24 protein-coding genes are annotated in these 26635 nt (G+C 65.8%); 3 read left to right on the plus strand and 21 right to left on the minus strand.

Annotated features, from left to right (window positions below):
* Positions 1 to 18 precede the first annotated feature (18 nt).
* The 5 genes from DC347_RS11950 to purU all read right to left on the minus strand — a co-directional run bounded on the left by DC347_RS11950 (position 19) and on the right by purU (position 6825).
* On the minus strand, positions 19 to 1425 hold the full coding sequence (locus DC347_RS11950; protein ID WP_109045592.1) for an MFS transporter: 1407 nt from the start codon (positions 1423 to 1425) through the stop codon (positions 19 to 21).
* A 418-nt stretch (positions 1426 to 1843) separates the two neighbouring features.
* Positions 1844 to 2749, minus strand: a complete 906-nt coding sequence (locus DC347_RS11955) for a bifunctional 5,10-methylenetetrahydrofolate dehydrogenase/5,10-methenyltetrahydrofolate cyclohydrolase (RefSeq protein ID WP_109045593.1) — start codon at positions 2747 to 2749, stop codon at positions 1844 to 1846.
* Positions 2746 to 3372, minus strand: coding sequence for a cyclodeaminase/cyclohydrolase family protein (locus tag DC347_RS11960; RefSeq protein ID WP_109045594.1), 627 nt, complete (start codon positions 3370 to 3372; stop codon positions 2746 to 2748). Before DC347_RS11960 ends, DC347_RS11955 begins: the two co-directional genes overlap by 4 nt.
* A 4-nt stretch (positions 3373 to 3376) precedes the next feature.
* Positions 3377 to 5869 (minus strand): FAD-dependent oxidoreductase, encoded by a 2493-nt coding sequence (locus DC347_RS11965; RefSeq protein ID WP_109045595.1) that lies wholly within the window; start codon positions 5867 to 5869, stop codon positions 3377 to 3379.
* A 50-nt stretch (positions 5870 to 5919) separates the two neighbouring features.
* Complete coding sequence (purU, locus tag DC347_RS11970; protein WP_018760845.1) at positions 5920 to 6825, minus strand: formyltetrahydrofolate deformylase; 906 nt, start codon at positions 6823 to 6825, stop codon at positions 5920 to 5922.
* A 125-nt stretch (positions 6826 to 6950) separates the two neighbouring features.
* Between purU and DC347_RS11975 the strand changes: the two genes are divergently transcribed.
* Complete coding sequence (locus DC347_RS11975) at positions 6951 to 7631, plus strand: GntR family transcriptional regulator (protein ID WP_109045596.1); 681 nt, start codon at positions 6951 to 6953, stop codon at positions 7629 to 7631.
* Positions 7632 to 7779: 148 nt separating this feature from the next.
* Here the strand turns inward: DC347_RS11975 and DC347_RS11980 are convergent, their stop codons facing one another.
* The 6 genes from DC347_RS11980 to uraD all read right to left on the minus strand — a co-directional run bounded on the left by DC347_RS11980 (position 7780) and on the right by uraD (position 14182).
* A complete protein-coding gene (locus tag DC347_RS11980) occupies positions 7780 to 8757 on the minus strand; it encodes an ABC transporter substrate-binding protein (RefSeq protein WP_206073928.1) in 978 nt (325 codons plus the stop codon).
* A gap of 93 nt (positions 8758 to 8850) precedes the next feature.
* Complete coding sequence (locus DC347_RS11985; RefSeq protein ID WP_109045597.1) at positions 8851 to 10878, minus strand: proline/glycine betaine ABC transporter permease; 2028 nt, start codon at positions 10876 to 10878, stop codon at positions 8851 to 8853.
* Positions 10878 to 11912: a glycine betaine/L-proline ABC transporter ATP-binding protein gene (locus DC347_RS11990; protein ID WP_109045598.1), complete on the minus strand. Its 1035-nt coding sequence runs from the start codon at positions 11910 to 11912 to the stop codon at positions 10878 to 10880. The genes DC347_RS11985 and DC347_RS11990 overlap by 1 nt, the downstream gene beginning before the upstream one ends.
* Positions 11913 to 12460: 548 nt before the next feature.
* Positions 12461 to 13270, minus strand: a complete 810-nt coding sequence (locus tag DC347_RS11995; protein WP_109045599.1) for an IclR family transcriptional regulator — start codon at positions 13268 to 13270, stop codon at positions 12461 to 12463.
* 79 nt (positions 13271 to 13349) lie between these two features.
* Positions 13350 to 13688: a hydroxyisourate hydrolase gene (gene uraH / locus DC347_RS12000; protein WP_018760849.1), complete on the minus strand. Its 339-nt coding sequence runs from the start codon at positions 13686 to 13688 to the stop codon at positions 13350 to 13352.
* Complete coding sequence (gene uraD, locus DC347_RS12005; protein WP_109045753.1) at positions 13685 to 14182, minus strand: 2-oxo-4-hydroxy-4-carboxy-5-ureidoimidazoline decarboxylase; 498 nt, start codon at positions 14180 to 14182, stop codon at positions 13685 to 13687. The genes uraH and uraD overlap by 4 nt, the downstream gene beginning before the upstream one ends.
* A 255-nt stretch (positions 14183 to 14437) precedes the next feature.
* On the opposite strand from uraD, the gene DC347_RS12010 reads away from it, so the two are divergent.
* Positions 14438 to 15664, plus strand: coding sequence for an ATP-binding protein (locus DC347_RS12010; protein ID WP_109045600.1), 1227 nt, complete (start codon positions 14438 to 14440; stop codon positions 15662 to 15664).
* A 12-nt stretch (positions 15665 to 15676) separates the two neighbouring features.
* Here DC347_RS12010 and DC347_RS12015 read toward each other — a convergent pair whose 3' ends face one another.
* The 4 genes from DC347_RS12015 to DC347_RS12030 are packed head-to-tail and all read right to left on the minus strand — an operon-like array spanning position 15677 to position 19497.
* Positions 15677 to 16102 carry an ATP-binding protein gene (locus DC347_RS12015; RefSeq protein ID WP_018760852.1) on the minus strand — a complete coding sequence of 142 codons (426 nt, stop codon included), beginning with the start codon at positions 16100 to 16102 and terminating at the stop codon, positions 15677 to 15679.
* On the minus strand, positions 16095 to 16427 hold the full coding sequence (locus DC347_RS12020; protein WP_018760853.1) for an STAS domain-containing protein: 333 nt from the start codon (positions 16425 to 16427) through the stop codon (positions 16095 to 16097). Before DC347_RS12020 ends, DC347_RS12015 begins: the two co-directional genes overlap by 8 nt.
* On the minus strand, positions 16427 to 18385 hold the full coding sequence (locus tag DC347_RS12025) for a glycosyltransferase (protein ID WP_109045601.1): 1959 nt from the start codon (positions 18383 to 18385) through the stop codon (positions 16427 to 16429). The genes DC347_RS12020 and DC347_RS12025 overlap by 1 nt, the downstream gene beginning before the upstream one ends.
* On the minus strand, positions 18382 to 19497 hold the full coding sequence (locus DC347_RS12030) for a PP2C family protein-serine/threonine phosphatase (RefSeq protein WP_109045602.1): 1116 nt from the start codon (positions 19495 to 19497) through the stop codon (positions 18382 to 18384). The genes DC347_RS12025 and DC347_RS12030 overlap by 4 nt, the downstream gene beginning before the upstream one ends.
* Positions 19498 to 19755: 258 nt before the next feature.
* Here DC347_RS12030 and DC347_RS12035 point away from each other — a divergent pair, with 258 nt between their 5' ends.
* The gene (locus DC347_RS12035; RefSeq protein ID WP_240617774.1) at positions 19756 to 20037 is read left to right on the plus strand and encodes a hypothetical protein; all 282 of its coding nucleotides are present in this window, start codon (positions 19756 to 19758) and stop codon (positions 20035 to 20037) included.
* A gap of 202 nt (positions 20038 to 20239) precedes the next feature.
* Here the strand turns inward: DC347_RS12035 and DC347_RS12040 are convergent, their stop codons facing one another.
* From DC347_RS12040 to gcl, 6 genes are all read right to left on the minus strand, one after another.
* Positions 20240 to 20812, minus strand: coding sequence for a GNAT family N-acetyltransferase (locus DC347_RS12040; RefSeq protein WP_109045604.1), 573 nt, complete (start codon positions 20810 to 20812; stop codon positions 20240 to 20242).
* Between the two features lie 129 nt (positions 20813 to 20941).
* Positions 20942 to 21421, minus strand: coding sequence for a thioredoxin-dependent thiol peroxidase (gene bcp / locus DC347_RS12045; protein WP_018760859.1), 480 nt, complete (start codon positions 21419 to 21421; stop codon positions 20942 to 20944).
* Between the two features lie 79 nt (positions 21422 to 21500).
* Positions 21501 to 22151 (minus strand): winged helix-turn-helix domain-containing protein, encoded by a 651-nt coding sequence (locus DC347_RS12050; RefSeq protein WP_109045605.1) that lies wholly within the window; start codon positions 22149 to 22151, stop codon positions 21501 to 21503.
* Between the two features lie 9 nt (positions 22152 to 22160).
* Positions 22161 to 23504 (minus strand): allantoinase AllB, encoded by a 1344-nt coding sequence (gene allB / locus DC347_RS12055; protein ID WP_109045606.1) that lies wholly within the window; start codon positions 23502 to 23504, stop codon positions 22161 to 22163.
* Positions 23497 to 24690 (minus strand): glycerate kinase, encoded by a 1194-nt coding sequence (locus DC347_RS12060; RefSeq protein WP_109045607.1) that lies wholly within the window; start codon positions 24688 to 24690, stop codon positions 23497 to 23499. Before DC347_RS12060 ends, allB begins: the two co-directional genes overlap by 8 nt.
* Before the next feature lie 2 nt (positions 24691 to 24692).
* Positions 24693 to 26483: a glyoxylate carboligase gene (gene gcl / locus DC347_RS12065; RefSeq protein ID WP_109045608.1), complete on the minus strand. Its 1791-nt coding sequence runs from the start codon at positions 26481 to 26483 to the stop codon at positions 24693 to 24695.
* Positions 26484 to 26635 lie beyond the last annotated feature (152 nt).

Here is a 26635-nt window from a genome sequence, read left to right on the forward strand (position 1 = left end):
GCGGTCGGTTGCCCGGTGTCAGTGCGAGAAGTTGGTTGAGATCTCGGCGAGGGTGCGCCCCTTCGTCTCAGGCGCGAGCCATTGCGAGAGTATTGCGCCGAGTAATGCGACGGCGGCTGCCACGACCATGCTTGGGCCCATGCCGATGTTGCTGATCGCCCACGGCAGGGCGAAGGTGCCGAGTGCGGCTCCGATGCGGCTGAAGGCCGCGGCGAAGCCCATGCCGATGCCGCGCAGGTCGCCGGGGAATACCTCGGCCGGATAGACCTGGGTCAACGTGGTGTAGCCGGCGTTGAAGAAGGAGAAGGCGAGGAACAGGGCCAGCACCAGGATTGCCGGCGCGTCAGCCCAGACCCCGATGACCAGCAGGATGCCTGCGCAGAGCCACTGCCCGGGCACGGTGAGGATCCGGCGGCCGAGCCTGTCAATCAGGAGCACGCTGGTGACGACACCCGCGGCCGCAAGGGCGGACAAGCCCACTCCACCGGCCCAGCCGCCGCCGAAGCCGAACTGCGTGAGCACGTCGTCGGCGAAGGTCGCGATCGCGAAGTACGGAGTGACCGCGCAGAACCAAAAACCGGAAGTGAAGACGGTGGCGCGCCAGTGTTCCTTCGAGAACAGCATTCCGAAGGAGGCGTTCTTGATTTTGGTCCTGCCCTTTGCGGCCTGGGCCTCCTGGATCATCCGCAGGTCGATCTCCTCGGTGATGCTGTCGTGCATCTGCGGCGATTCGACATACTTGTGGGCAATCGCCAGTGCTTCGTCACGCCGTCCCTTGGTGATGAGCCAGCTTGGCGATTCGGGGAGGCCGATGCGGGCGAGGAACAGGACGAACGCGAGGATGGTGCTCGTCCCGATGACGAGGCGCCAGGGGGTGCCGGCCTCGTGCAGGAGCGTGCCGATGATGAATGCCATCATGAAACCGACGTACCAGGCGATCAGGGTCAGCCCGAGCAACCGCCCGCGGAGCTTTGGAGGAGAGAACTCCGACAGCAAGGGGCCGCCGATCGAGTACTCGCCGCCGATCGCGACACCCATCATGAACCGGATGATGGCCAGCTGGATCACGGCACCGTCTCCGGAGGTTACGAAGAACTGGGCCGCTGAGGCAACCAGGAACAGGCCCATGTCCACGAGGAACATGGGCTTGCGTCCGAACTTGTCAGTAGCCCAGCCGGCCAGCGGGGAGCCGACGAAGATACCGGCCAGCGGGCCTGCGGCGATCATGCCCAGGGACAGTGCGTCGAGCTGGAGGTCTGACCGCATGGGGCCGGTGACGGGTCCGATGATTCCGAGGATGTAGCCGTCGAGGAACATCCCGCCGATGAAGACAGCGACGAGCCGCACCATGAAGCGGCGTTTGAACTTCGAGCTGGTCCCTTCGGCACTGCTTTGATCGATGGTGCTGGCACCTTTGATAGTCATAAACAGTTTCCTTTAGTGATCTGGCGCTGCCGCGTGGATGCGGCAGCGTGTGCGGCCGAGTTGCGGGCCGGGCTCCCCCTCGGATCGGCCTTCATAAATTCTGTCCGGCTGCTTCCATGCCATCGCGGGTGGCCTCGGAAGGGCGGGAGGAGCATATCCAGGAGATTTACGTTCCGTGATGATCAACAACGTTCGCTGTATGCAACAAAATCGTGCGCTAGCCCACACCCAATGTCAAGAGTGTGTCCTGAGAAAGACGTAGCCCGTAAGCGTTCCTGTTGCGCGCTCCGGGCACGGCTGTTGCGGGGTCCCGTTTTCCGAAAACGGTGCTTCGATGAGGAATACCTCCCCAGGTCTTAGGCCCATCGAAGCACCTTTCACGGAGAACGGGACGCCCGTTGCCAACGCTGTGGCGTTCCTAGCCTGCGGCTTCCAGGACCTGGAGCTCCGGGGCCTCGGGCGCCAGCGGCGGGGATGACACTTGCCTGCGTGCTGCCTCTACGGTGTGAAGGAGCAGCAAAACCGTGGTCACTGAGCCCACGCCGCCGGGAACCGGAGTGAGCGCTGCTGCTGTCCCGGTGACGCTGGCTTCGTCTACGTCACCCACCAGCGAGCCGTCGGGAAGGACGTTCGTGCCGACGTCGACCACCACTGTTTGGGAGGAGACGTCGCTGCCTCCCAGCAGTCCGGCGCGGCCGGCGGCGACCACCACCACATCGGCATCCTTCGTATAGCGCGCCAGCGGCCCGGACCTGGAATGGCAGACCGTCACGGCGGCGTCGCGTGCCAGCAGCAGGAGGGACAATGGTTTGCCCACCACGGCGGACCGGCCCACCACCACAACGCCCTTGCCCGCCAGCGGAATCCGGTAATGCTCCAGGATTTCGACGACGGAGCGCGCGGTAGCCGGTGCAAAGGCCGGCTGGCCGACGGCAAGGCGTCCCAGGCTCAGTGGATTGGCGCCGTCAATGTCCTTTTCCGGGGCGATGAGGCCCACCAGGTTGTCGGTCCGGACTCCCGGAGGCAGGGGTGTTTGCAGGATGATGCCGTTGACGGAGGGTTCGGCGCTGAGGTCCCGCAGGATGCCGGCCAGGACCGGCTCCGTTGCGTCGTGTCCCAGGTCGATGATCCGGCAGCCGACTCCGGCGCGCTCTGCTGCCCGCTGGATGGAACGGACGTACCAGTGCGTTGATTCGTCGCCGGTTGCCATGACCACTGCCACGACCGGGCGGACGCCCTCAACTTCCAGCGACCTGACCTGTGCCTGGACCTCCTGGTGGAACAAACCGGCCAACGGCTTCCCGGAAAGTACTGTGGTGCTCAACCAAGGATCCTTTCGCGCACGCGGGCCGAGAGGGCATCTGCCGCCAAGACCACCTTTTCCTCAATGCCGTCCGTCTGCCGCGCAAGCCGGGCGCGTGCCTGCGGATCCTTGACTGCCACAACGTTGATGTCGATGTTCACGCGTGCAGTAGTGGCGGCTGCCCTGGCGGCATCTGCGGCCGCTGCCACGTCGCTGATGACGTTGGCGTTGGCGACGTCGTACAGCTCCGTGGCCAGGTCCACGATCTCGCCGGACAACGTGACCAGCCGGGCGGGTGTTTCAGCCGCCTGGATGAGTGCGGACTGGATCCCGGCTGCACGGGCGGCCTTGAGCTCAGCCGTCCCGGACGGGAGTTTGTAGGAGTCGATGACTGCCTGGAAGGCCGCCTCGTCCGCCTCGGCCAGGTGCAGCGCCTCCTCGATAAGGCCGTCGGCATCCGCCGTGATGCGCTGCACCAGGGGTGCGTGCTGCTCGTACTTGGCGCCGGTGGTGTACCGCGCCACCATGGCCACCAACGCTGCACCCTGGGCCGCGTGCAGCGCCGCGGCAGCACCGCCGCCGGGCGTGGGCTGCTTGGCGGCCAGCCGGGCGAGGTAGCTTCTGAGTGACTCTGAGCTGATCATGGCCCTACCCGCGGAGCCGGGTCATGGTGGGGTCGTACAGGGGGTCCTGCGTGACCGTGGCGACGATCCGGCGCCCGAAGTATTCGATCTCCACGGAATCGCCGATCGAAACGTCGGCGGGGAGGTAGGAGTAGGCGATCGGTTTCCGGACCGAGTAGCCGTAGGCGGCGCTGGTCACGTAGCCAACTGCCTGGTCCTTGTAGAACACCGGTTCCTTGCCGAGCACCAGGCTGCGGCCGTCGTCGACCGTGAGGCAGCGCAGGCGACGCGCTGAGTTCTCCTCGGTGCGGCCTTCCAGGGCGGCCTTCCCGACGAAGCTGTCCTTGGCCATCTTTACCGCGAAGCCCAGGCCGGCTTCGAAGGGGTCGTGCTCGGTGGTCATGTCCGTGCCCCAGGAACGGTAGCCCTTTTCCAGGCGGAGCGAGCTGAACGCTGCCCGCCCGGCTGCGATGACGCCGAACGGCTGGCCCGCCTTCCACAGTGCATCCCAGAGCCGCTGGCCGTTGTCGGCGCTGGTGTACAGCTCCCAGCCAAGCTCACCGACGTAGGACAGGCGCATGGCGGTGACCGGCACGCCGCCGATAACCACCTTCTTGGCACGGAAGTATTTCAGGCCGTCGTTGGAGAAGTCGTCGCTGCTGACGGTGCTGACCAGGTCCCGGGCCAGCGGACCCCACAGGCCGATGCAGCAGGTGCCGCCGGTGGTGTCGCGGACCTGGACCCAATCGCCGGCGCCGCCGCCTTCGGTCTGGTGCCGGGCGGCGCGTTCGAAGTAGGCGGTGTCGATGTTGCCGTTGGCGCCCAGCTGGAAGGTGTCCTCGGACAGGCGGGCCACGGTGATGTCGCTGCGGATGCCGCCGGCATGGTCAAGCAGCAGCGTGTAGGTGACCGCCCCGGGTTTCTTGTTCAGCTCGGCGGTGGTGAGTTCCTGGAGCAGCTTCAGGGCGCCGGGGCCGGAGATTTCGAGGCGCTTCAGCGGAGTCATGTCGTACATGGCGACGGCGGTGCGCGTCTTCCAGGCCTCGGCCGCGGCGATGGGGGAGCTGAACATCCCGGACCAGGCATCGCGTGCCGGGGGCTGCCAGTCGGCGGGCATTTCTTTGAGCAGTTCGGCGTTGGCCTCGAACCAGTAGGGCCGTTCCCAGCCGGCGCCTTCGAGGAAGTAGCCGCCCAGTTCCTTGTGCCGGGCGTGGAAGGGGGAAACGCGCAGGTTGCGCGGGGAGAGCTTGGGTTGCAGCGGGTGCAGGACGTCGTAGATCTCCACGAAGTTCTGCTGCGAGGTTTCGCTGACGTATTCGGGCGTCAACTGAACGTCCTCGAAGCGGTGGATGTCGCAGTCGCCCAGGTCGATGGAGGATCTGCCGTCCACCAGGAGTTCGGCCACAGCGCGCGCGATGCCGGCGGAGTGGGTCACCCAGACGGCTTCGGCAACGAAGAAGCCGTCGAGTTCCCTGGACTCGCCAACGAGGGAGCCGCCGTCAGGGGTAAAGGAGAAGATGCCGTTAAAGCCGTCTTCGATTTCGCTTTGGCGCAGGGCGGGGAGCAGCTGTCTGGTGGCCTCCCAGGCGGGGAGGAAGTCCTCCACCGTGAAGTCCAGCCGCGACGGCATGTTGTGCTCGCTGATTTCGTCCGGCTTGAAGGTGCCGAGTTCGTCAAGGTCCACGGGCATGGGCTTGTGGGCGTAGGAACCGATGCCGTACCGGTCCCCGTGCTCGCGGTAGTAGAGGTCCTGGTCCTGGTAGCGCAGGATGGGCAGCGATGCGCCGTTGGGCAGCTCGTTCTTGCCCTTCTGATCCGGGACCGGGGTGGTCTTGACGTACTGGTGGGCCAGCGGGAGCAGCGGGACGGTCATGCCGATCATTTCGCCGATCTTTGCACCCCAGAGGCCGGCGCAGGAGACCACGATGTCTGCCGGGACCACCCCGTCGGAGGTCTGGACGCCAGTGACGCGGCGGCCGGACTGTTCGATGCCGGTGACGGTGGTGTTGCCTTGGTACTTCACGCCGGCAGCCTCGGTGCGCTTGATCAGCAGCTGCACGGCCCGCGCCGCGCTGGCCAGGCCGTCGCTGGGGACGTGCAGGCCACCCAGGATCTCCTCCTCGTTAATGAGGGGGTACAGTTCCTTGCACTCCGCCGGGGAGAGGATCCGGCCGTCGATGCCCCAGGCGGAGGCGTAACCGAGCTTGCGCTTCAGGTCCGAGAGGCGGGTTTCGGTGGTGGCAACTTCCAGGCCGCCCACCTGGTTGAAGCAGCTGGTTCCGTCCTCGGTCAGGGACAGCAACTTTTCCACGGTGTACTTGGCGAACAGGGCCATGGACTTGGAGGGATTGGTCTGGAAGACCAGTCCCGGGGCGTGCGAGGTGGAGCCGCCGGGCATGGTGAGGGGCCCTTGGTCCAGGACGGTTATGTTGTTCCAGCCCCGCGTGACGAGTTCATCCGCGAGGTTGGTGCCGACGATGCCGGCTCCGATAATGACAATGCGTGGCGACGATTCCAAGGTAGTCTCTCCTGCTGCTTTACGGATTGTGCCTGGGTAAGGGCCGGTGCTCACCGGAACACCACGGTGCTGGTCTGGTCCAGCAGCACACGGTGCTGGCAGTGCCAGCGGACGGCGCGGGAGAGGGCCAGCGCTTCGGCGTCCTGGCCCACGGTGGACAGTTGCGCCGGACCATAGGTGTGGTCCACGCGGATGACTTCCTGCTCGATGATTGGACCCTCATCCAGGTCCGCCGTGACGTAGTGGGCGGTGGCACCCACCAGTTTGACGCCGCGGTCGTAGGCCTGGTGGTAGGGGCGTGCGCCCTTGAAACCGGGGAGGAACGAGTGGTGGATGTTGATGGCCCGTCCCTCCAGTGCCCGGCAGAGGTCGTCCGAGAGCACCTGCATGTAGCGGGCCAGGACCACGAGGTCGGCGTTGTACTCATCCACCAGGTCCAGGAGCCGGCGCTCGGCATCGGCCTTCGTGTCCGGGGTGACAGGGACGTGGATGAAGGGCAGTCCGGCGGCTTCCGCCATGGCGCGGTGGGTTTCGTGGTTGGAAACGACCGCCACCAACTCTGCGCCGAGGCTGCCGCCGCGCCAGCGGAAGATGAGGTCGTTCAGGCAGTGGCCGAACTTGGACACCATGACCAGGACCCGCTTGGGGGTCTGGTCGTGGAAGCTGGATTTCATGTCGAAGCGGCTGGCGATGCCGGCGAACTCCTCTTCGAGCATCGCCGACGTGTAGTCGTGGGAGCCGGAGAACGCGGTGCGCAGGTGGAGTGTCTCACGCAGGCTGTCATCGAACTGCTGGTGTTCGTCGATGTTGAAGCCACGCTCAAAGAGGAATGTGGTCACGGCCTGCACGATTCCGGCCTGCTCGCGGCAGGACAAGGTCAGAACGAACTTCCGTGCCGGCTCTTCCTTGAGCGCTGGCAGGGTAGCGGTTGCTGAAGCTGTTGCGATGAGGGTCATGTCCCTCCTCCTTCTACTAGATATATTCAAAAGCTGCGGACTGATATATTAGATTGGATGTCAGCGTATACTGGGCCATAGGCGAGGTCAATAGTTTTTCCCAAGTTGCGAAGAAGGGGCTCAGCATGGCAATTGGAGCTTTGGCGGTGGGGGACGACGACGGCAGGAAGTCGCTGGCAGATGTCGCCTATGAGAGCATCCGCGACTGGTTGCTTATGCTGGAAATCAAACCCGGCGAGCTGCTCAACGACGAACTCCTTGCCAGAAACCTGGGCATGGGGCGGACTCCGGTGCGCGAAGCCCTGAAGCGGCTGGAGCTGGACCGGCTGGTGAAGACCTACCCGCGGCGGGGCACTTTCGCCACCCGGGTGGACGTGACGGACCTTTCCTTCATCTCGGAGATCCGTGCCCAGCTTGAGCCCCTTGCGGCCGCCCGGGCCGCAAGGGTGGCCTCCCCTGCGGTCCGGGACGGGTTGCGGGCCACGCTCGAGAAGGTCGAGGCGTTCGACGTTGCCGCGGCAACCGTAACCGAGACGCTGCAGCTGGATGCCCGGGTGCACCAAGGCATCTATGCCGCCGCCGCCAACCCGCACCTGGAGGACATCCTGATCCGGTACGACAACCTGGCAACGCGGATCTGGTGCATGGTGATCGACCGCCTTCCGGACCTGTCGCACCACGTGCGCGAACACCTCGATCTGCTCCGGGCCGTTATCGACGGAGACGAGGAGCGGGCTTCCGAGCTTGCCAAGGTCCACGTGAGTGGCTTCGAGCATGCGGTGCGCGAGGCGCTCTTTAACGCCTAGGTCCGCTGCATGGGCCCGGCTGCCCGGCCGCAGCGGGGAAGCCTGGCTGCTCAGTGAGCTTGCGTGCGCGGCTGTAAGGACCAAGGGAAGCAGCCCGGCGCTGAAATGCTCCGGGCTGCTTCCCCTGGTATGGCCCTGGGAACGCGTGTCAGCTAAGCCAACCATCCACCACGCTTTGGTGGGCATCCACCCACTTCTTTGCCGCCGCTTCAGGCGTCATGCCGCCTTGGATATCCGTAGCAACCGAGTTCTGGTCCTCGTTGGTCCAGGTGAATGCCTTGGCGAGCTTGGCGGCCGGCGAGCCGCTGTCCGCCAGCTTTTTCGACATGACCTTGTTGAGCTTGTAGGTCGGGTAGTCGCACGCAACCTTCTCGGGGTTGGAATCGCAGCCCTCGGTCCACGCGGGCAGGTTCACCTTCTTCAGCGGAACCTCGGAAAGGAACCACTGCGGCTCGTAGAAATAGCCGAGAAGGGGTGTCTTGTTCTGTTGCGCGGTCCGGAACGACTGGATGAGCGCCGCCTCCGACCCTGCGAAGACCACCTTGTAGTCAAGGTTCAGGTTCTTCACGAGTGCCTCGTCGTTGGTGACGAAGGCGGGGTCGCCGTCAAGGACCTGCCCTTTACCGCCGGACTCCGACGTCGTGAACATCGACGCGTATTTGTTGAGGTTCTGGCCGTCGGTGATGTCCGGGTACTTCTCTGCCATCCATGGCGGAACGTACCAGCCGATGTGCCCTTCGTTGCCGGTTGGGCCGGCATCGACGGCTACCTTCTGGTCGGTGATGTACTGCTTCGCCAGGTCGGCGTGCCCCCAGTTTTCGATAATGAGGTCCACTTCCCCCGAGGCGAAGCCCTGCCAGGAAACCTGCTCATTAAGGTCCTTCTGGACGACGCTGCAGCCGAGCTTGTTTTTCGCCACGTAGCTGTAGACGGCCGCGTCAGCGGTGTAACCCACCCACGCGTTCATGGCGACGTTCACATTGCCGCAGGGCGTTCCCGTGGCACCGCCGGCCGCAGCGGCCTGGTTTACCGATGCGCCGCCACAGCCTGCGAGGAACAGGGCGGCGGCAGCAGCTCCGGCCATTGCCGGCAAGGTGCGTTTTATCAGCCTTTCAGCTTTCTTCATGGTGGGTCTCCTTGTTAGGGCATACGGGACTTCTCGCCTGGGAGCAGGCAAGTTTTCAGGGGGCATTTCGGGGCGTAAGCGGGGTTGTGACGCTTACGTGGCGGAGGTGGACACCGGGATTCTGCGCGTCGGAGCGGCGGCGGCAGCCTGCGTCATCCTGTCCATCATGATTCCGAGGAACACGATGGCCAGGCCGGCCGCGAGGCCCTTGCCGAAGATAGAGCTTTGGACGAAGCCTGCCACCACGTCGTAACCGAGGCCGCCGGCACCCACCAAGGCTCCCACCACCACCATGGCCAACACATAGATCAGCCCCTGGTTGGCAGCGAGCGCCAGTGATTGCCTGGCCATGGGCAGCTGCACCTTGGTGATCACCTGCCACGGCGTCGAACCACTGGCGATCGCGGACTCGACGACCGTTGGGGAGATCGCCGCGATCCCATCAGCGGTGATCTTGATGGCGACCGGGGCGGCGTAGATGATGCCCGCGATGATCGCTGTGAAGCGGGTGGCTCCGAAGAGGCCAAGGAAGGGCACCAGGTAAACAAAGGAGGGCATGGTCTGGCCGGCGTCGAGCAGGGGCCGCATGAGCTGGTCGACACGGCTGGACCGGCCCATGGCCACGCCAAAGACAATTCCCAAAACCATCACCACGGCGGTGGCAACGAGGGTTCCGGCGAGGGTGACCATGGCGTCACTCCAGAGCCCGAGGTAGATGATGACTCCCAGGCAGGCGGTGGTTACGGCAGCGAGCTTCCAGCCGCCCAGTGCGTAGGCCATGATGGCGACCACTGCGACGAGGATGAAGAAGGGCGTCTCGGTCAGCAGCGACTGGAACGGGTTGAGGATTGTTCCGGTAACACCTTCACGCAGGGATACCGTGAACAGCGACACGTTCGATTGCAGCCAGTGGCTGGCGGTGTTCACGGCCTGCACGATGGCCGGCCCCACGTTCAGGTCCTGGGGAAAGGCTGCCGCCCACAGCATGGTCCTGGACAACTGAACCATGACCAGGACCACGGCCAGCGCGATCCCGAGGAGTCCGGCGCGGGCCTTGCGGCCCAGGCGGCGTTTGGCGGCTGCGCCGGGTTCCGCTCGGCGGCTGGCTGCTGTGGTCACCCGGTCCAGCACGATGGCCAATAGGACGATGGAGAGGCCGGCATTGACTGCAGTACCGACGTCCAGGGACTGCAGGGCCCGGACCACCGTTTGGCCAAGGCCGGGAGCGGCGATCAGGGCGGCAATGGTCACCATTGACAGGGCGGCCATGGTCCCCTGGTTGATACCCATCACGATGGTCCGGCGCGCCATGGGCAGCTGCAATGTCAGCAGCCGTTGCAGGCCCGTGGTGCCGAGCGAGTCGGACGCTTCGCGGGTGTTCTCCGGAATGCGGCGGATGCCGTGTGCGGTAAGGCGTATGACGGGCGGAGCTGCGTAGATCACCGTGGCGATCACCGCCGACGCCGGCCCGATCAGGAAGACCAGGGCAAGCGGGGCGAGGTAGACGAAGGTGGGCAATGTCTGCATGAAGTCCAGCACGGGGGTGATGACCCGGGCCACCCTGCCGTAGATGCCGGACAGTACGCCAAGCGGGATGCCCACCAGCAGTGTCAGGAGCACGGACGTCAGAACCAGGGCGAACGTGTAGGTGGCTTCCACGAACAGCCCTTGAAATCCGAAGAAGACAAACACCACGGCCGTCAGCAGGGCTACCCGGACATTGCCGACTGCAAGAGCGATCCAAGTGAGCAGGCCTACCGTTCCCAGCCAGCCGATTTCCGGAAGGCGCAGGCCGGTGGAGGTTGCTGCGAAGGTGGTGGTAAACAGGTTCGACACCGCATCCACGGCCGTCCGAAGCGGCGTGAAGAAGTAGAGGAAGACCGGGTTGTCAGCCCGGTTTGCCGCCACCCAGGCGTTGAACTGGTTCAGCGAGCGGTGCAGGTCAGTCAGTTCCGAGGCCGGCAACGCCAGGGTTGCCGTGCCGTTGAGGAGCAGGAATCCCAGGATCCAGAGTGCGCCGGCGGCCAGCAGGAGGACTGCCTTTCTGCTCGGCCTGCGGCGTGCTTCAAGGATGATGGGGGCAGCCTGGACGGTGTTCTGTTTTTCGAGGAGGGCAGACATCAGGCCGCCGCTTCTGCCGGTTGCAGCACCGAAAGAATGCTGTCGCGGTCGATCTGTCCGGTGATCCTGCCACCCTCTTCGACAAGGACCGGGCAAGCGGAGTGCATGACGGCCGGGATGGCGTCCCGGATGATCATCCTGGAGTTGAGCACTGTGGCATCCCTGGGCGTGGTGTCGGCCAGCGGTCGCGTGATCCATTTGAGGGTCAAGACGTCGGCGCGGGGGACTTCCGAGACGAAGTCCGCGATGTACTTGTCCGCCGGGGATCCTACAAGGTCATCACCGGTGCCGCACTGGACAGGCTCTCCGTTGCGCATGATCAGGATCCGGTCTCCGAGTTTCAGCGCTTCGGCGAGGTCGTGGGTCACGAACACCATGGTCTTGCCCATTTCCTTGTGGAGCCGAATGACTTCCGCCTGCATGTCACGCCGGATGAGCGGATCCAAGGCCGAAAAGGGCTCATCGAAGAGAATGGTGTCGGGGTCTCCGGCCAATGCCCGGCCCAAGCCGACCCGCTGCTGCATACCGCCGGACAGTTGGTCCGGGTAGTGCTGTTCGTAGCCTTTGAGCCCAACCAGTTCGATGATTTCCCGGGCCTTGGTGTGGCGTTCGTTCTTCGCCGTTCCGCGTATCTGCAGCCCGTACGAGACGTTGTCCAGGACCGTGCGGTGCGGCAGCAGCCCGAAGTGCTGGAAAACCATCGACACTTTCCGCCGGCGTAGCTCCCGAAGTTCAGCCACGCCTGCCTGCAGGACATCGTTGCCGTCCACCAGGACCTGTCCGGATGTCGGCTCGATGAGCCTGGTAAGGCATCGGATCAGGGTGGATTTGCCTGATCCGGACAATCCCATGACCACGAAGACTTCGCCTTTTGCGACGTCGAAGCTCAGGTTGCGGACCGCCGCAACGCAGCTGGTGCGTTCAAGCAGTTCTGCAGAGCCAAGGGCGGACAGTTCCCTGTTTCCCGGGATCTTCTCTCCCCCTGGTCCGAAGACCTTCCAAAGGTCGCGAACTGAGATGGCGGGGTTGTTCATGGCTGTACTCCTGCTTGGGTGGAGGCTGGAACCGCATGCTTTGGGTGGGGTAGAGATTTTGCCGCGCGCCGGCGCAGGGAGAATCCGTTCCAGCTCCGGGCCCAACATCGGGGACGTCTCGAATTGTGCTCGCTGCACGTCGTCGAAACGGGGGTAGGGCAGCCAAGCTGCGATCGACTCTTCTGCAATTCGGGTGACTCAATGAGTTGTGTTAGCAGCAACGCACTTCGTCTTACGCAACAGAGTGATTTACGCCACTCCCTTTGTCAAGGGTTCTTTCTTGAAATCCGGATGTTACGGGGCTGCCGCCCGCGTCCCTGGATTACTATTGACAGCGCCGCATTCCCCGGCTAGAAGTTGCGTATTGCGCCATTAGTTGCGCAAAGTGGGTGTTCTTAAAGCTCGCGAAGGTAATAGCGGGCGCTGCAGGGGCGCGGGGTGTGGCGGCGGAATAGGCTCGGGCTGATCACGGAACGGGCCGTTAAATGCAGCCGGTGGACGGGTTTGCCGGAACCGGATTCCGACAAGCCCATCCACCGGTAGGGCGTTTAGTGGCCGTGGTAGCCCATGTTGGCGCTGACCTTATGGCCTGCTTCCTTCAATGTATCCAGCAGGCCTGGAATCCGCTCCGGGTCGAAGCGGAATGCCGGCCCTGAAATACTGATGGCGCCAATCACGGTTCCCTGGTGGTTGCGCACGGGAACCGCAACGGCATTCAGGCCGATCTCGAACTCCTCGCGCACCACGGCATACCCGTCGGCCGCTGCTTTGAGCAACTGAGCGTCCAGTTCCTTGCGGCTGGTGATGGTCCGGGCGGTCCGGGCGGCCAGGCCGGTCTCCTTCAGGATGCGGTCCCGGTCGTCGGCCTCCAGCGCGGCCAGGAGGACCTTGCCGCTGGACGTGGCGTGCAGCGGCGTCAGGCTCCCCACCCAGTCGTGGGTGGCCAGCGTCGAGGGGCCCATGGCCTGGTCAACGTTAACGGCGTAATTCGAACGCAGCACCGCCAGGTTGACGGTCTCCTTGAACTCGTCCGCAAGGCTTTCCAGGACCGGCCTTGCCTCGTGGACCAGGCTCAGCCGCCCGGGAATGGAGCTGGCCAGCCGGAGGATCCCGAAGCCAAGCTGGTACTTGCCCCGTTCGCTGTTCTGGTGGACCATCTCGCGGGTCACGAGCGAACCCATCAGCCTCGAGACGGTGGACTTATGGATCCCCATTTCCTCGGCGATCTCGCTCACGCCCGCATGGCCGTCCCGGGCCAGGATCTCCAGCACGGTCAGGGCGCGCTCCACGGATTGCACCCCGCCGGACTGGCCGCCCTCGGCGTCGGTATCGGATTCTGGGTCTCTATTCGAAGCCATACCTCCAGATCCTATGCCGGAACTGTGACCGCCGTGACATTCGGTTTACCTGCTTGACACGTCGACCCTGACGTCCGCGCTAGCTCCCGCGGTACGTTGAGTAGGCAAACGGGCTCAGGAGCAGGGGGACGTGGTAGTGCTCAGGGCCGGTCACTTCGAAGACCAGGTCAACCTCGGGGAAGAAGGTGGCTGTCTGCAGCCCGGCGTAGTACTCTCCCGTGGCGAAGTTCAGTTTGTACTGCCCGGGTTCCAGCTGCTCGGGGCCCAGGTCCTTTGCCCGGCCGTCGGCGTCTGTGCTGGAGGCCGCCAGCTCGCGCCAGGTGCCGGCGTCGTTCTTTGAAAGGACGACGGCGACCCCCGCCGCCGGGCGTCCGGCGCCGGTGTCAAGGATGTGGGTGGTGACGTGGGAAACGCTCATTCGCTGATCAGTCCTTCAAGCCGCAGGACGGCAATCTCGCGCAGCTGCTGGGCCACGATGGCGTCTTCTTCTTCGGGGGAGTTGGCGAGCCGCCGGTTCAGTGCCTGCAGGATTTCCGGTGCGGTGCGTCCGGCGGCCCGGATCAGGAAGACCCGGCCGAATTTTTCCTCGTACTCCCGGTTCCCCCTGGCGAGGGCCTCTGCGGCCTCAGTATCTGCCGGGTCAACCCCGGCCTGCTCGGAACGGGACATGGACGCCTCGGTGCCGGCCGTCGTCGGGCGTTCCCCGATCCGCGGGTGGTGGGCCATGGCGGCTTCGACTTCGGCGGGAGTGAACGGCTTGGCTGCGTCCGCGGCGAACGCCAGGAGCCCGTCCCGGCTGGCGAACGGCCGGGCTGCAGCCACTGCCTCCACCCAGCGGGTGACGTCGATGCAGGGCCGGAGGGTGGCCCGGGCCGTGGCGGGCTCCGCGGTGTTGAATTCGGCAAGCTTCATGCTGGCGTATTCCTTGGTGGTCATGCTGGCATCCATGGTGACGGCTATGCGGATGCCGGTTGACCCGGCGCCGATCGTCCGAGCGGCTTCCGCATCATGGAACTGTTATTTCAGCATACGTAATATCTAAGGACAGGCCGGCGCCCGTGTCAAGAGCGTACATCAGCCATTTGGGCCAGCCGGTAGGATCGCGGAAGGGCCACGGGCCCACGCTGATGATACTGGGGGCACAAGGGAATTATGGACGGGGCGGCTATGCAAGTGCTGACCGATCAGGATGCAGGACGCGACGCGGGCCTGCGGGCCTACGGACTGCTGCCATTGGCAGCGGGGGACACAGCGGGCCTGATTGATGACGGGGCGCAGGAGGCGCTCGAGAACCTGGTCCGCCTCGCCGCCTCCCTGTGCGGGGTGCCCTACAGCGTGGTCAACATCATCACGTCCAGTGAACAGGTCCAGATTGCTGCGTATGGCATCGACCCCGGGGTCTGCGCCCGCGAGGATTCCATGTGCGCCGTGGTCTTCCTCGACCACAGCACCACGGTGGTCCGGGACGCTTCCCGGGATCCCCGGTTCGCCGCCAACCCGTTCGTCACCGGCCGCATCGCCGACGTCCGCTTCTACGCATCCGTGCCGTTGGAGACATCCTCGGGACTGGTCCTTGGGTCACTGTGCGTGTTCTCCGATGAGGCGAAACTCCCTGCTCCGGAGCAAATCGAACTGCTGGAGGTGTTGGCCCACCAGGTGGTCGAACTCCTGGAACTGCAGCACCGCACCCTCCAGCTCAACGACGCCCTGGCCGAACTGCGGCGCAGCAACGCTTTGCTCTCCGAATTCGCCGGCCGGGTCAGCCATGACCTTCGCACTCCACTGACCACCATCCTGGGATATGTGGAGCTGGCACAGGATGATCCCGGAATCACGCCGTCAGACCCATCCGCGGAATACCTGGACCTGATTGGCACCGGCGGCCGGCGCATGCTGGGCATGCTGGAAGAAGTGCTGTCCTATGCCAGGGTGGACGGCGAAATCCGCCCGGAACGGGTATCCCTGCTGGCCGTCACCGCCGAGGCCGCGCAGGACCTGGGCATGGATCTGGGCTACGGCAGCGGCATCTCGTGCGAGGACGCGGAAATCTTCGCGGACCGGGCCCAGCTGCGGACGCTGGTGCAGAACCTGTTGGCGAATTCCTTGAACTATGGCCGCGCCGACCGTGCACTGCGAATAATCGTCGGCGCCAGCGAAGGACCCCAAGGCGCCACCCTTACCGTGGCCGACAACGGCAAGGGGATCCTGCCTGCGGACCGGGAACGGGCGGTCCAGCCGTTGGTCCGCCTGAACCGCCCCGGCGACGGGCCCGGGACCGGGCTGGGGCTGGCGACGTCCCGGCGCATCGCCCAGGCGCACGGCGGCGAACTCGCCATTGGTAACACACCAGGCGGTGGCGCGACGGTATCGGTGCTGTTCCCCGCCCGGCCTTAGCCGGCTCCGAACCTAGTCCTGGGAGGACGTCCGGGACAGCACCCACGTGTTGGTGCCGTCCTGGCGTTCAAACGTCACGGTGGTCACCAACGCTTCGATCAGCGCCAGGCCCCGCCCTGATTCGGCGTCCTCGTCCGGGGTGGAAGCCTCCATCGGACCGAACGGCGGCTTGGCGTAATAGGCACTGACGCGGGCCTGCAGCAGTGCGGGCTGCACGGTGGTTTCCACGCCCAGCTCCACGTCCCGTTCACCGGCGGGCTGGGCGTGCTGGACGATGTTGGACGCAGATTCGATCACCGCGGTGGTGAACGTCATCTGGTCCATGTCGTTGACGAATGGAACATCCAGCCACAGGCTGTCGAGGTCGTTGTGGACCGCTTCGATGGCATCCTCGGCGGCCGCCCCCCGGAAGCTGCGCGAGGCCAGGACCTCAGTCATTGCCGAACGCCTCTTCGGCCGTGGTGTACGCCGTAAGGACCTTGTCCATGCTGGTCAGCTTCAGGACCATGTTCACCTGCGGCTGCACCGCGGCGATCCGGAGGTCGCCGCCTGCCTGCCGTGCCGCCTTCAGGCACCCGATCAGCGCGCCAAGGCCCGAGGAGTCCATGAACGCGGTGTTCTCCAGGTTGACCACGATCCGGTTCGACCCACCGGCGATCACGTCGGTGACGAACTCGCGGAGCTTCGGGGCGGAGACCATGTTCAGCCGTCCGTCCGCTTTGACCTCCGCGTATGAGTCCTTGACCTCATAACTGAACTCCATCAGGATTCCTCTCTTGTTGCAGGTTCTGCGGCCGGTTCGTACCCCTTGTAGAGCACGGCGCGGACCAGGATGCTCATGACCACCAGGTCAAAGACCACCCAGATGACATTGACCAGGGTGCCCAGCGGTTCCGCCAGCCCGGTGGCCAGGCGGATGATGCCGACGACGGCGGCGACGGCCAGCAGGACGGACACCACGATCTGGGGCCGGATCAGGCTCCAGCTGGGTCCGCCGCTTTGGCGCGCCTTGGGGGTGACCGCAAACCCGAGGGGACGGCCGAACCATACGTTGCGCGCCGCCGTCGTGCATGCCTTGATCCACGTGGGGAACAAGGCAAGGCTGTACTGCTGGCCGCGCCAGGTGGGGATGCCACGGCCGGCCACCGCGAACAGCAGCTGGTTGACCACCATGAACGGGATGAACCGGATGAAGAAGTCCCAGCTCAGGCTGCTCACCGGCAGGATGCCCAGCAGCAGGTAGATGATGGGGGCGGCGAAGTAGATGACGGCTGCGAACCCGCTCAGGTACGTCCACATGGTGGCGAAGTACATCAGGCGCTGGCCCAGCTTCAGGCCCTTCTGCACCAGCGGGTTTTCACGGAGCAGCACCTGGATGGTTCCCTGCGCCCAGCGCAGCCGCTGGGTGAGCATGGTTTTCAGGTCCTCCGGAGCCAGGCCATAGGCCAGGATTTCGTGGTGGTAGACGCTCTCCCAGCCCATCGCGTGCATGCGCATGGCGGTGGCCATGTCCTCGGTCACGGAAATGGTGGCCAGCGGCATGACCGGCTGGGCCTCGCCGGTCCGCTCCACGGTCAGGGCGTCCAGCACGGCCTGGACAGATTCCAGCGCGCCCAGCGGCGACCAGTCGCGGGCGGACATGCGCTGGACAGCGTCGTCCGCCACCACGGGCACGCCGGACTCACCCACGTGCGCCAGCTCCATGGCGGCGATCTCTTCGAGGTCTGCCTGCAGCGCTGCGACGTCGGCCTGGACCAGGGTTTGCACCGCGGCGTCCACCCGGCGGCGTACCCGGTAGGTGACTTCGGCCAAGGGCTGGCCGGCGTCCACTTCCTGCTGGGCTTCCCGGGTGGCGGCCTCCACCTCGTCCAGCACCTCGGCCACCAACGGCGAGTCGATATCAGTGGACTTGCGGGCCTGCCGGATGGCTGCGCGCGATGCGGCCAGGGCGCGGCGGATGCTCTTTTCGGTTTCCTTGACGTAGCCCACCAAGCCCAGCTGCATCAGGGCTTCGCGGCGGAGGATCGCGTTGGAGCCGCAGAAGAACGCGGCGTTCCAGCCGTCCTTGCCTTGCTGGATGGGGCCGTAGAACAGGGGCGCCTGGCTGCCCAGGGGGTCGCTGGCCGGGACGTTGCTGAAGTACTGGGGAGTCTGGACCAGGGCCACGCGCCGGTTGTTGAAGTAGCCCAGGGTCTTTTCCAGGATGTCCGGTTCGGGGATCTGGTCCGCGTCCAGGATCAGCAGGAATTCGCCGTCGGTGACCATCAGCGCGTTGTTGAGGTTTCCTGCCTTGGCATGGCGGGGGAGGTCCTTGGTCCAGTCCTCGCTGCGGGTGACGTAGCCCAGGCCGTGCTGTTCGCACAGGGCCTTGAGCTCGGGCCGGGCGCCGTCGTCCAGGATCCAGGTGCTGTGCGGGTGGCGGATCTTCTGGGCCGCCAGCGCCGTGGTCAGGACCATGTCCAGGTCCTCGTTGTACGTGGTGATGAAGACGTCCACGGTGGCGTCATGGGGCGGTTCGGGGGCGCCCTTGCGGATCTTCAGGTTCCACACGGTCATCCCGAAGAGCATGACGTCGATGAGGCTGTAGGTTTCTGCGGCCACCAGCGGCAGCGCGATCCACCACGCGTCCCAGTTCAGGGAGGACATCCAGCGCCAGGCGATGTAGTTCAGGCCTGTCAGGACGGTGAGGACCACCACCAGGCGGGTCCAGAAACGGGTCATGCGGCCGCGTCCTCTGCGGGCAGCCGGCGGACCACGACCACAGTGACGTCATCCTCCGCGGTGTCGGCCGGCGCCAGGGCCAGGATGGCGTTGCTGGCCTCATGCGCGGAGCCGGCGGACTGCGTGGCCGCCCGGACGGCGTCGGTGAAGTCCTCCACCGACGCGAAGACGTCCAGGACGCCGTCACTGACCACCACCAGGGTGTCCCCGGGGGCCAGCTCCAGTTCCGCATGCGGCCACTGTGTCCCGGGCCATGCGCCCACTGGTGGTCCGCCGGAAGGAAGGCGTGCCGCAGGCCCGACGGGCTGGACGTGCAGCGCCAGGCCGTGTCCGGCGTCGACGTAGCTGACCTTTCCGGAGGATGCGTCGAGCCGGGCATGGAACAGGGTCACGAATGAGTTGGAGGAATCCAGGTCCGTGGCGATCGCCTTGCTGGCGGAGGCGAAACCGGCGTCGAGGTCCTGCCGCTGGCCGGTGGAGCGCATGACGGCCCGGACGGTGGCCGCGATCAGGGCGGCGCCCATCCCCTTGCCCATGGCGTCCGCGAACGTCAGGTGGAGACCTTCGGGCGTCTGGTACCAGTCGTAAAAGTCGCCGCCCACGTTGCGCGAGGGGCGGAAGATGCCGGCCACGTCATAGCCGTCCATCCGGATGTCCTCCTTGGGCAGCAGGCTCTGCTGTACCTCGGTGGCGCGTTCCAGCTCGCCCCGGGCCGCGGATTCGGCGGCAGCGGAGGGCCGGCGCCGGAACAGTGCGTTGATGCGGGACTGCAGCTCCCGCGGGCTGAACGGCTTGCTGATGTATTCATCGGCGCCGTTGTCCAGGCCTGTCAGCTTGTCCAGTTCGTCGGCCCGTGCCGTGAGCATCACGATGAATGCGTCGGAGAATTCGCGCAGGAGTTTGCACACTTCCAGACCGTCGAGGTCGGGGAGGTTCAGGTCCAGGGTCACCAGATCGGGCTTGCGGAGGCGGACTTCTTCCACCCCCGGCAGGCCGGCTCCGGCGTGGGTGACATCGAAGCCATGCTTCGCCAGGACACGGACCAACAGGCCGCGAATGTCCGGGTCATCTTCGATGACCACCGCACGGCGGGATTCGGAGGGAGAGACCATAGCTCTACTTAACCGTATTAAGCCGCACAGGGCATGTCTTATGCTTCACAGTTTCCGGTGACTTGGCTGACAGGGCGGTTTCCGGTCCTTCCGCCCCAGCCGCGGGGCACCCAGCAGATCTTGCGGAAATCTTGGCACCTGCTTGCCGAGACGTTGAGGAAGCCCGCGCACACTCGAAGGAACGCAGCAGCTTCCGGGCATCAGGATACGACGACGACCGCGCGGAGACTGTACAGCTTGCGGAAGGCGGGGAAGCCCATGGAAGACGTCAGGAACAGAGGGGCGGACAAGGCCAGGGCCCTGATCCGGCTGTACTTCCACGCACGGAAAGTGCGGGCCGCGGCCAAGGACCTGGAGCAGGCGCTCGCCGAATCGCGGGAAGTTTCGAGCTGGCCCGGCGACCGCCTCCCCGTGGGGGAGGAGATGTCCCGGCACGTGGAGAAGCTGACCCGGCGGCTCAAGGTGGAGACCGAGGCCCACAGCAGGTTCGCGAATCTTTTAAAGACTGCGGGAAGCGGGCATTCCTTAGCGGCGCTGTAGGTGCCAGACTTAGCAGCAATCGATTGGCTGGGGATAGTCAGGAGATTGCAGTGGGCGTGTTGGCAGGCTGGGCGTACCTTTTGGCGGGACTCATGACCATGGACGCGCTGTTGTTGGCGTTGTGGGCCATTGAGGTTGACTGGGGGAAGTACTGGCGCCGCAAGTAGCACTTGCCACTTCCGGGTCCCGGGCCGGGAAAGGTTCAGGGCAGCGCCAGCCTCATCAGGACACGAGGGAAGCCATTGAGCACCGAGTCCGTTTCCGCGGCCTTGGCGAACCCGGCGTCTTCGAAGAGTTTGCGGGTGCCCACGTAGGCCATGGTGAGGTCCACTTTGCTGCCGCCGTTGTCCACCGGATACCCCTCAATGGCCTGCGCCCCGTAGGAGCGGGCCATTTCCACCGCCCCGGCCAGGAGGACGTGCGAGATGCCCTTGCCGCGATGTCCGGGACGGACTCGCAGGCACCACACGGACCAGGCGTCCAGTCCGTCCACGTGTGGAATTTTCCGGTTCCGGGCGAAGCTGGTGTCCGCACGGGGGTGGACCGCGGCCCATCCAACCACCTCGCCGCCGTCGTACGCCAGGACCCCCGGCGGCGGGTCCTGGGCCACCAATTCCTTAACCAGCGCGCCACGTTCCTCAGCGCGCAGCGCGACGTTCTGCTGGGACGGGATCCGGTAGCTCAGGCACCAGCAGACCGTCGCGTCAGGGCGCTTGGGCCCCACCATGGTCCTGACGTCCTCGAAAACCGTTGCCGGGCGTACCTCGATGGCCATCCCGCCATCCTTCCACCGGCTGCCGGCCGCAGGCAACGCACCCGGGGAAGTGCCGTCCCGGGAACGCCGAACGCCCTTGCACCACGTGCAGGGGCGTTCGGGAAACAGCAGCGGGAAGCGGAGGCAGGTCTAGATGCCGAGGGCTTCCTTCAGGCGGGCGACGTGCCCGTCGGCCTGCACCTGGTATTGGGCCAGGGTGACCTTGCCTTCGGGGTCCACCACTACGGTGGAGCGGACGATTCCTTCGTGGATTTCGCCGTTGACCAGCTTCTCGCCCCAGGCTCCGTAGGCCAGGGCGACAGTGTGGTCGGGGTCTGAGAGCAGGGGGAAGGTCAGGGAGAAATCACCGGTGAAGCCGGCCAGGGCCTCCTGGGCGTCGGGGGAGACGCCGACAACCTCGTAGCCCTTGCCTTGCAGGGAGGACAGGCTGTCGCGGAAGTCGCAGGCCTCGGTGGTGCAGCCGGGAGTGGCGGCTTTGGGGTAGAAGTACACGATGACGTTCTTGCCACGGTAATCGGCCAACGAGGTCTCCCGGCCTTGGGCGTCCCGGAGGGTGAACTCAGGAGCCGGCGTACCGGGCTGAAGCTTGGTGGTCAGGGTGGGGCTCATGGCGTTCCTTTGTAAGACTGGTCAGTGATGGCCAAACATCCAGTGAAGCGGTTTGCCGCTTGGTGATACAACTCCTGCGTCATATGCAGTATTCCGCCGGACCCCGAACGGTTGCGTGCGGACCGGGAACAAACTGGTAGCCGCCGCCGCGAACGGTGGCCACGGCATGGCGGGCATTGCCCAGTTTCCTGCGGATCCTCCCCACGTACACGTCAATGGACCGTGCAGTGGCTCCGGGAAACGCCAGGGACTCCAGGAACTGTTGCAGTTCCTCCCGGCCTACCGTGCGGGACAGGTGGGTCACCAGGTAGTGCAGCACTTTGTATTCGACGCCGGTGAGGGCCACCGGCGCCCCGTCCAGCAGGACGGCATCGGCCGCGAGGTCAACGGCCACCCGGCTGACGGGCCCGGCCGACGGCGGGAGCAGGGTGCCGTCGTCGTCCCCCGGCTGTGCCGGGCACGGGTCCTCCGCCGCGGAGGGAGTGCGGGAGGAGTGGTTTGCGGCTCCCTCCGCGGCGGACGTGGGGGCTCCGGCGGCAGGCCAATGGACTTCCGCCTCCGGAGCAGTTTGCAGGGCTTTGGCGAGGACCATGCGGGCGGCGTGGCGCAGGAGTTCCGGGCTCGCGCCCTCAGCTGGAACCACCCACAGGGCCAGCCCGTAAGCGGTGGCCCGCCTGGCTGGAACCTGGTGCGCGGCAGCCGGCCGCGGATGATGGGCTTCCACTGCCATGGCCGGTCCTTATACGCCGCCGCGGCGGATCAGCTTGCCCGTGGGGGTCTGGCCGTCCACCACGGCGCCGCGGAGGAAGGTCTTGCGGACCACGCCGGACAGGGCCTTGCCGTCATAGGGAGTGATGGGGTTCTTGTGCTTGAGCTTGGAGACGTCCACCACGAAAGCCTCGTCCGGGGCGAAGACGGCGAAGTCGGCGTCGTAGCCAAGGGCCAGCTGGCCCTTGTTGCCGAGGCGGGCCAGGTTGGCGGGCTTTTCAGCCATCCAGGACACTACCTGCTCCAGCGGGATGCCGCGCTGCCGCGCCTCGGTCCAGATCAGGGACAGGCCCAGCTGCAGCGAGGAGACGCCGCCCCAGGCGACGGCGAAGTCGCCGTTCTCCAGGTCCTTCAGGTCCAGGGTGGAGGGGGAGTGGTCAGAGACGATGCAGTCGATGGTGCCGTCCTGCAGCCCCTCCCAGAGGAGCTCCCGGTTGGAGGCCTCCCGGATGGGCGGGCAGCACTTATAGGCGGTGGCGCCGTCCGGGATTTCCTCCGCCATCAGGGTCAGGTAGTGCGGGCACGTCTCCACGGTGAGCTTGACGCCGTCGCGCTTGGCGCTGGCGATCATGGGCAGTGCGTCCGACGACGACAGGTGCAGGATGTGTGCCCGGGCGCCCGTCCAGCGGGCCCGTTCGATGACTTCCGCGATGGCCTTGTTCTCGGCGCCGCGCGGGCGGGAGGCCAGGAAGGTGGAGTAGTGGTCGCCGCCGGGGTGCGGGGCACGGTCGATGGCGTGCGAGTCCTCGGCATGGACGATCATGAGCGAGTCGAAGGACTTCAGCTCGGCCATGTCCTCTTCCATCTCGTCCGCGTCCAGGTGCGGGAACTCGTCCACGCCGGAGTGCAGGAGGAAGCACTTGAAGCCGAAGACGCCCTCATCGTGCAGGGGGCGCAGGTCGGCCTTGTTGCCGGGGATGGCGCCACCCCAGAATCCGACGTCGATGAACGCCTGGTCCTCGGCCACCTCGCGCTTGAGCTTGAGGTTTTCCACCGTGGTGGTGGGCGGGACGGAGTTCAGCGGCATGTCGATGATGGTGGTCACCCCGCCGGCTGCCGCGGCCCGGGTGGCGGACGCGAAGCCCTCCCATTCGGTGCGGCCGGGCTCGTTGACGTGGACGTGCGTGTCCACCAGGCCCGGGAGCAGCGTTTCGTCATCAGCCAGTTCGATGACTTCGGCGCCGGCAAGGCCGTTGCCGAGCGGTTCGAGGGCCACGATCCTGCCGTTGCGGACGCCCACCTCGCGTGGGGCAATCCCGGCGGTGGTCAGGATGCGCCGGCCCCGGATGACGAGGTCAAAACGTTCTTCAGACACGGAGGTCCTCCTTGGTACTTGCGGTGGCAGGCCTGTTGGCCGCCAGCCCCGCACTGATTTGGGTGCCCAGCTGCTCCAGCAGCGGCCCTGCCTCTGCTATGCACCTGTTTACATCTGATTCGAGCGCCGTCAAAGCGTAAACATCGTCGAATCCTGCGGCCGACGCCTGCCCGTGGTCCAGGGTGGTCCGGCCGCAGACGGCGACGACCGGAACGCCTTGCGCCGCCGCGGCCCGGGCAACACCCATGGGGGTCTTGCCGAGCAGGCTTTGTTCGTCCAGGCTGCCCTCGCCGGTAATGACCAGGTCGGCGCCGGTCAAGCGGTCCGCCAGTCCCGTGAATTCGAGGACGACGTCGATGCCCGGCCTCCGCGTTGCGGCCAGGACGGCGATGGCGGCGTAGCCCACGCCGCCGGCCGCCCCGGCTCCGGGAGCCTCGGCGGCCTTGACGGCGCGGAATCCGATTTCCCTGGCCAGGACTTCGACAAACCTGGCCAGGGCGGCGTCGAGCATGCCGACGTCTTGTGGGGTGGCACCTTTTTGCGGGCCGAAGACCGCCGCGGCGCCCTGGGCGCCCAGCAGCGGGTTGTCCACGTCGGATGCCAGCACGAAGCGGGTGTCCACCAAGCGCGGTTCAAAATCGGTGAAGTCGATGCTGTGCAGGTTGGCGAGGGCTGCGCCGCCGGGTGGGAGTTCGTTGTTCCTGCTGTCCAGGAGACGGGCGCCGAGTCCCTGCAGGAGTCCCGCGCCGCCGTCGTTATTCGCGCTGCCCCCCACGCCCAGCACAATCCGGCGGCAGCCTGCGTCCAATGCTGCCCGGATCAGCTGGCCGGTCCCCAGGGACGTCGCCGTGGTGGCTGCTGCCGCGTCCGGCCGAGCGCCCTTGCTGGTCCGCGGTACCAGGGCGAGCCCGGATGCGGTGGCCATCTCAATGACCGCTTCGTGCCCGCGGACGGCGAAGTCCGCTTCCACCGGCTGGCCGGTGGGACCGGTGACCGTTGCCGTCCGGCGGGTGAAGCCGGAGCCGACGGCGGCGTCGAGGGTGCCCTCGCCGCCGTCGGCCACCGGAATCCGGACGACGTCAAGGTTGCCGCCTGTGCCTCGCTGCAGGCCCTTTTCGAGGAACCTGCACACCTCCGGGGCGGACAGGGATCCCTTGAACTTGTCCGGGGCAATCACGATCCGCATGGTTACGCCTGCAGTGCCAGGATGGCGGTGGGGGCGTCAGCGGCGGACTCTGCCAGTTCCTCGAACTCGTTCACGGCGTTGATTTCCATGCCCATGGAGATGTTGGTGACCTTCTCGAGGATCACTTCCACCACCACGGGAACCTGGAACTCGCCCATCAAAGCCTTGGCCTTGTCGAATGCGGCGGCGAGGTCGCTGGGATCCTCCACACGGACAGCCTTGCAGCCCAGTCCTTCGGCCACCTTGAGGTGGTCCACGCCGTAGCCGCGGGTGTCCTCGGAAAGGTGCGCGCTGTTGATGTTCTCGAACGCCAGGGAGACGTTCTGCTCCATGTTGAAGCCGCGCTGCGACTGCCGGATCAGGCCCAGGTAGGAGTTGTTCACCACCACGTGGATGTACGGGAGGTTGAACTGCGCGCCCACGGCCAGTTCCTCGATCATGAACTGGAAGTCGTAGTCGCCGGACAGGGCCACCACGGTCTGCTCCGGGTTGGAACGGGCGACGCCGAGGGCTGCCGGGGCGGTCCAGCCCAGGGGCCCTGCCTGGCCGGCGTTGATCCACTTGCGCGGGCCAAACACGTGCAGCATCTGCGCGCCGGCGATCTGCGAAAGCCCGATGGTGGATACGTAGACGGTGTCGCGGCCGAAAGACTTGTTCATCTCCTCGTACACGCGCTGCGGCTTGATGGGGATGTTCTCGAAGTGCGTCTTGCGGTGCAGGGAGGCCTTGCGGTCCTGGCACTCGGCAACCCAGGCGCTGTAGTCCGGCAGGGACCCGGCGGCCTTGCGCTCCTTGGCGAGCTCAACCAGCCCGGCCAGCGCCGCACCGGCGTCGGACGCGATGCCCAGGTCAGGGGAGAATACGCGGCCGATCTGGGTGGGTTCGATGTCGATGTGCACGAACGTGCGGCCGGCGGTGTAGGTTTCCAGGCCGCCGGTGTGGCGGTTGGCCCAGCGGTTGCCGATGCCGATCACGAAGTCGCTCTGCAGGTAGTTCTCGTTGCCGTAGCGGTGGCTGGTCTGCAGGCCCACCATGCCGGCCATCAGCTGGTGGTCATCCGGAATGGTGCCCCAGCCCATCAGGGTGGGGATGACCGGAATGTTGAGGGTTTCGGCCAGTTCCACCAGCTGCGCGGAGGCGCCGGCGTTGATGATGCCGCCGCCGGCCACGATCAGCGGGTGCTTGGCGGCGAGGAGCATGTCCAGGGCCTTTTCCAGCTGCTTGCGGGAGGCCTTCGGCTTCTCGACAGGCAGCGGCTCGTAGGTATCGATGTCGAACTCGATCTCGGCCATTTGCACGTCGATGGGCAAGTCCAGGAGAACCGGGCCGGGGCGGCCGGAGCGCATCAGCTGGAAGGCCTTCTGAAAGGCGCCCGGAACCTGGCCGGGCTCCAGGATGGTCATGGCCATCTTGGTGACGGGCTTGGCGATGGACTCGATGTCCACGGCCTGGAAGTCTTCCTTGTGCAGCTTGGCCACGGGTGCCTGGCCGGTGATGCAGAGCATGGGGATGGAGTCGGCCCAGGCGGCGTAGAGGCCGGTGACCATGTCGGTGCCGGCGGGGCCGGAGGTGCCGATGCAGATGCCGATGTTGCCGTCCTTGGCGCGGCTGAAGCCGTCGGCCATGTGGCTGGCACCTTCGACGTGGCGGGCCAGGGTGTGGCGGATGCCGCCGTGGGCGCGCATGGCCGAGTAGAAGGGGTTGATGGCAGCGCCTGGCAGGCCGAACGCCTCGATGGCGCCTTCCTTTTCCAGGATGGCCACCGCTGCATCAACGGTACGCATCTTGCTCATGGGGTGCTCCTTGAAAGCTTGTGGTCGGGCCCGGTGGTTGAGCCTGTCGAAACCTGTTTTTGGGTGTGGTGGGGGGGACCGCCGTCGTAATCCACGACGGCGGGCTCCCTGCTTAAGTGCTTGTTTCCGCGCTTTTTGTCCCGGCTGCGCGG

Origin of the sequence: Pseudarthrobacter sp. AG30, from assembly GCF_003116525.1 — a bacterium.
Taxonomy (GTDB): domain Bacteria; phylum Actinomycetota; class Actinomycetes; order Actinomycetales; family Micrococcaceae; genus Arthrobacter.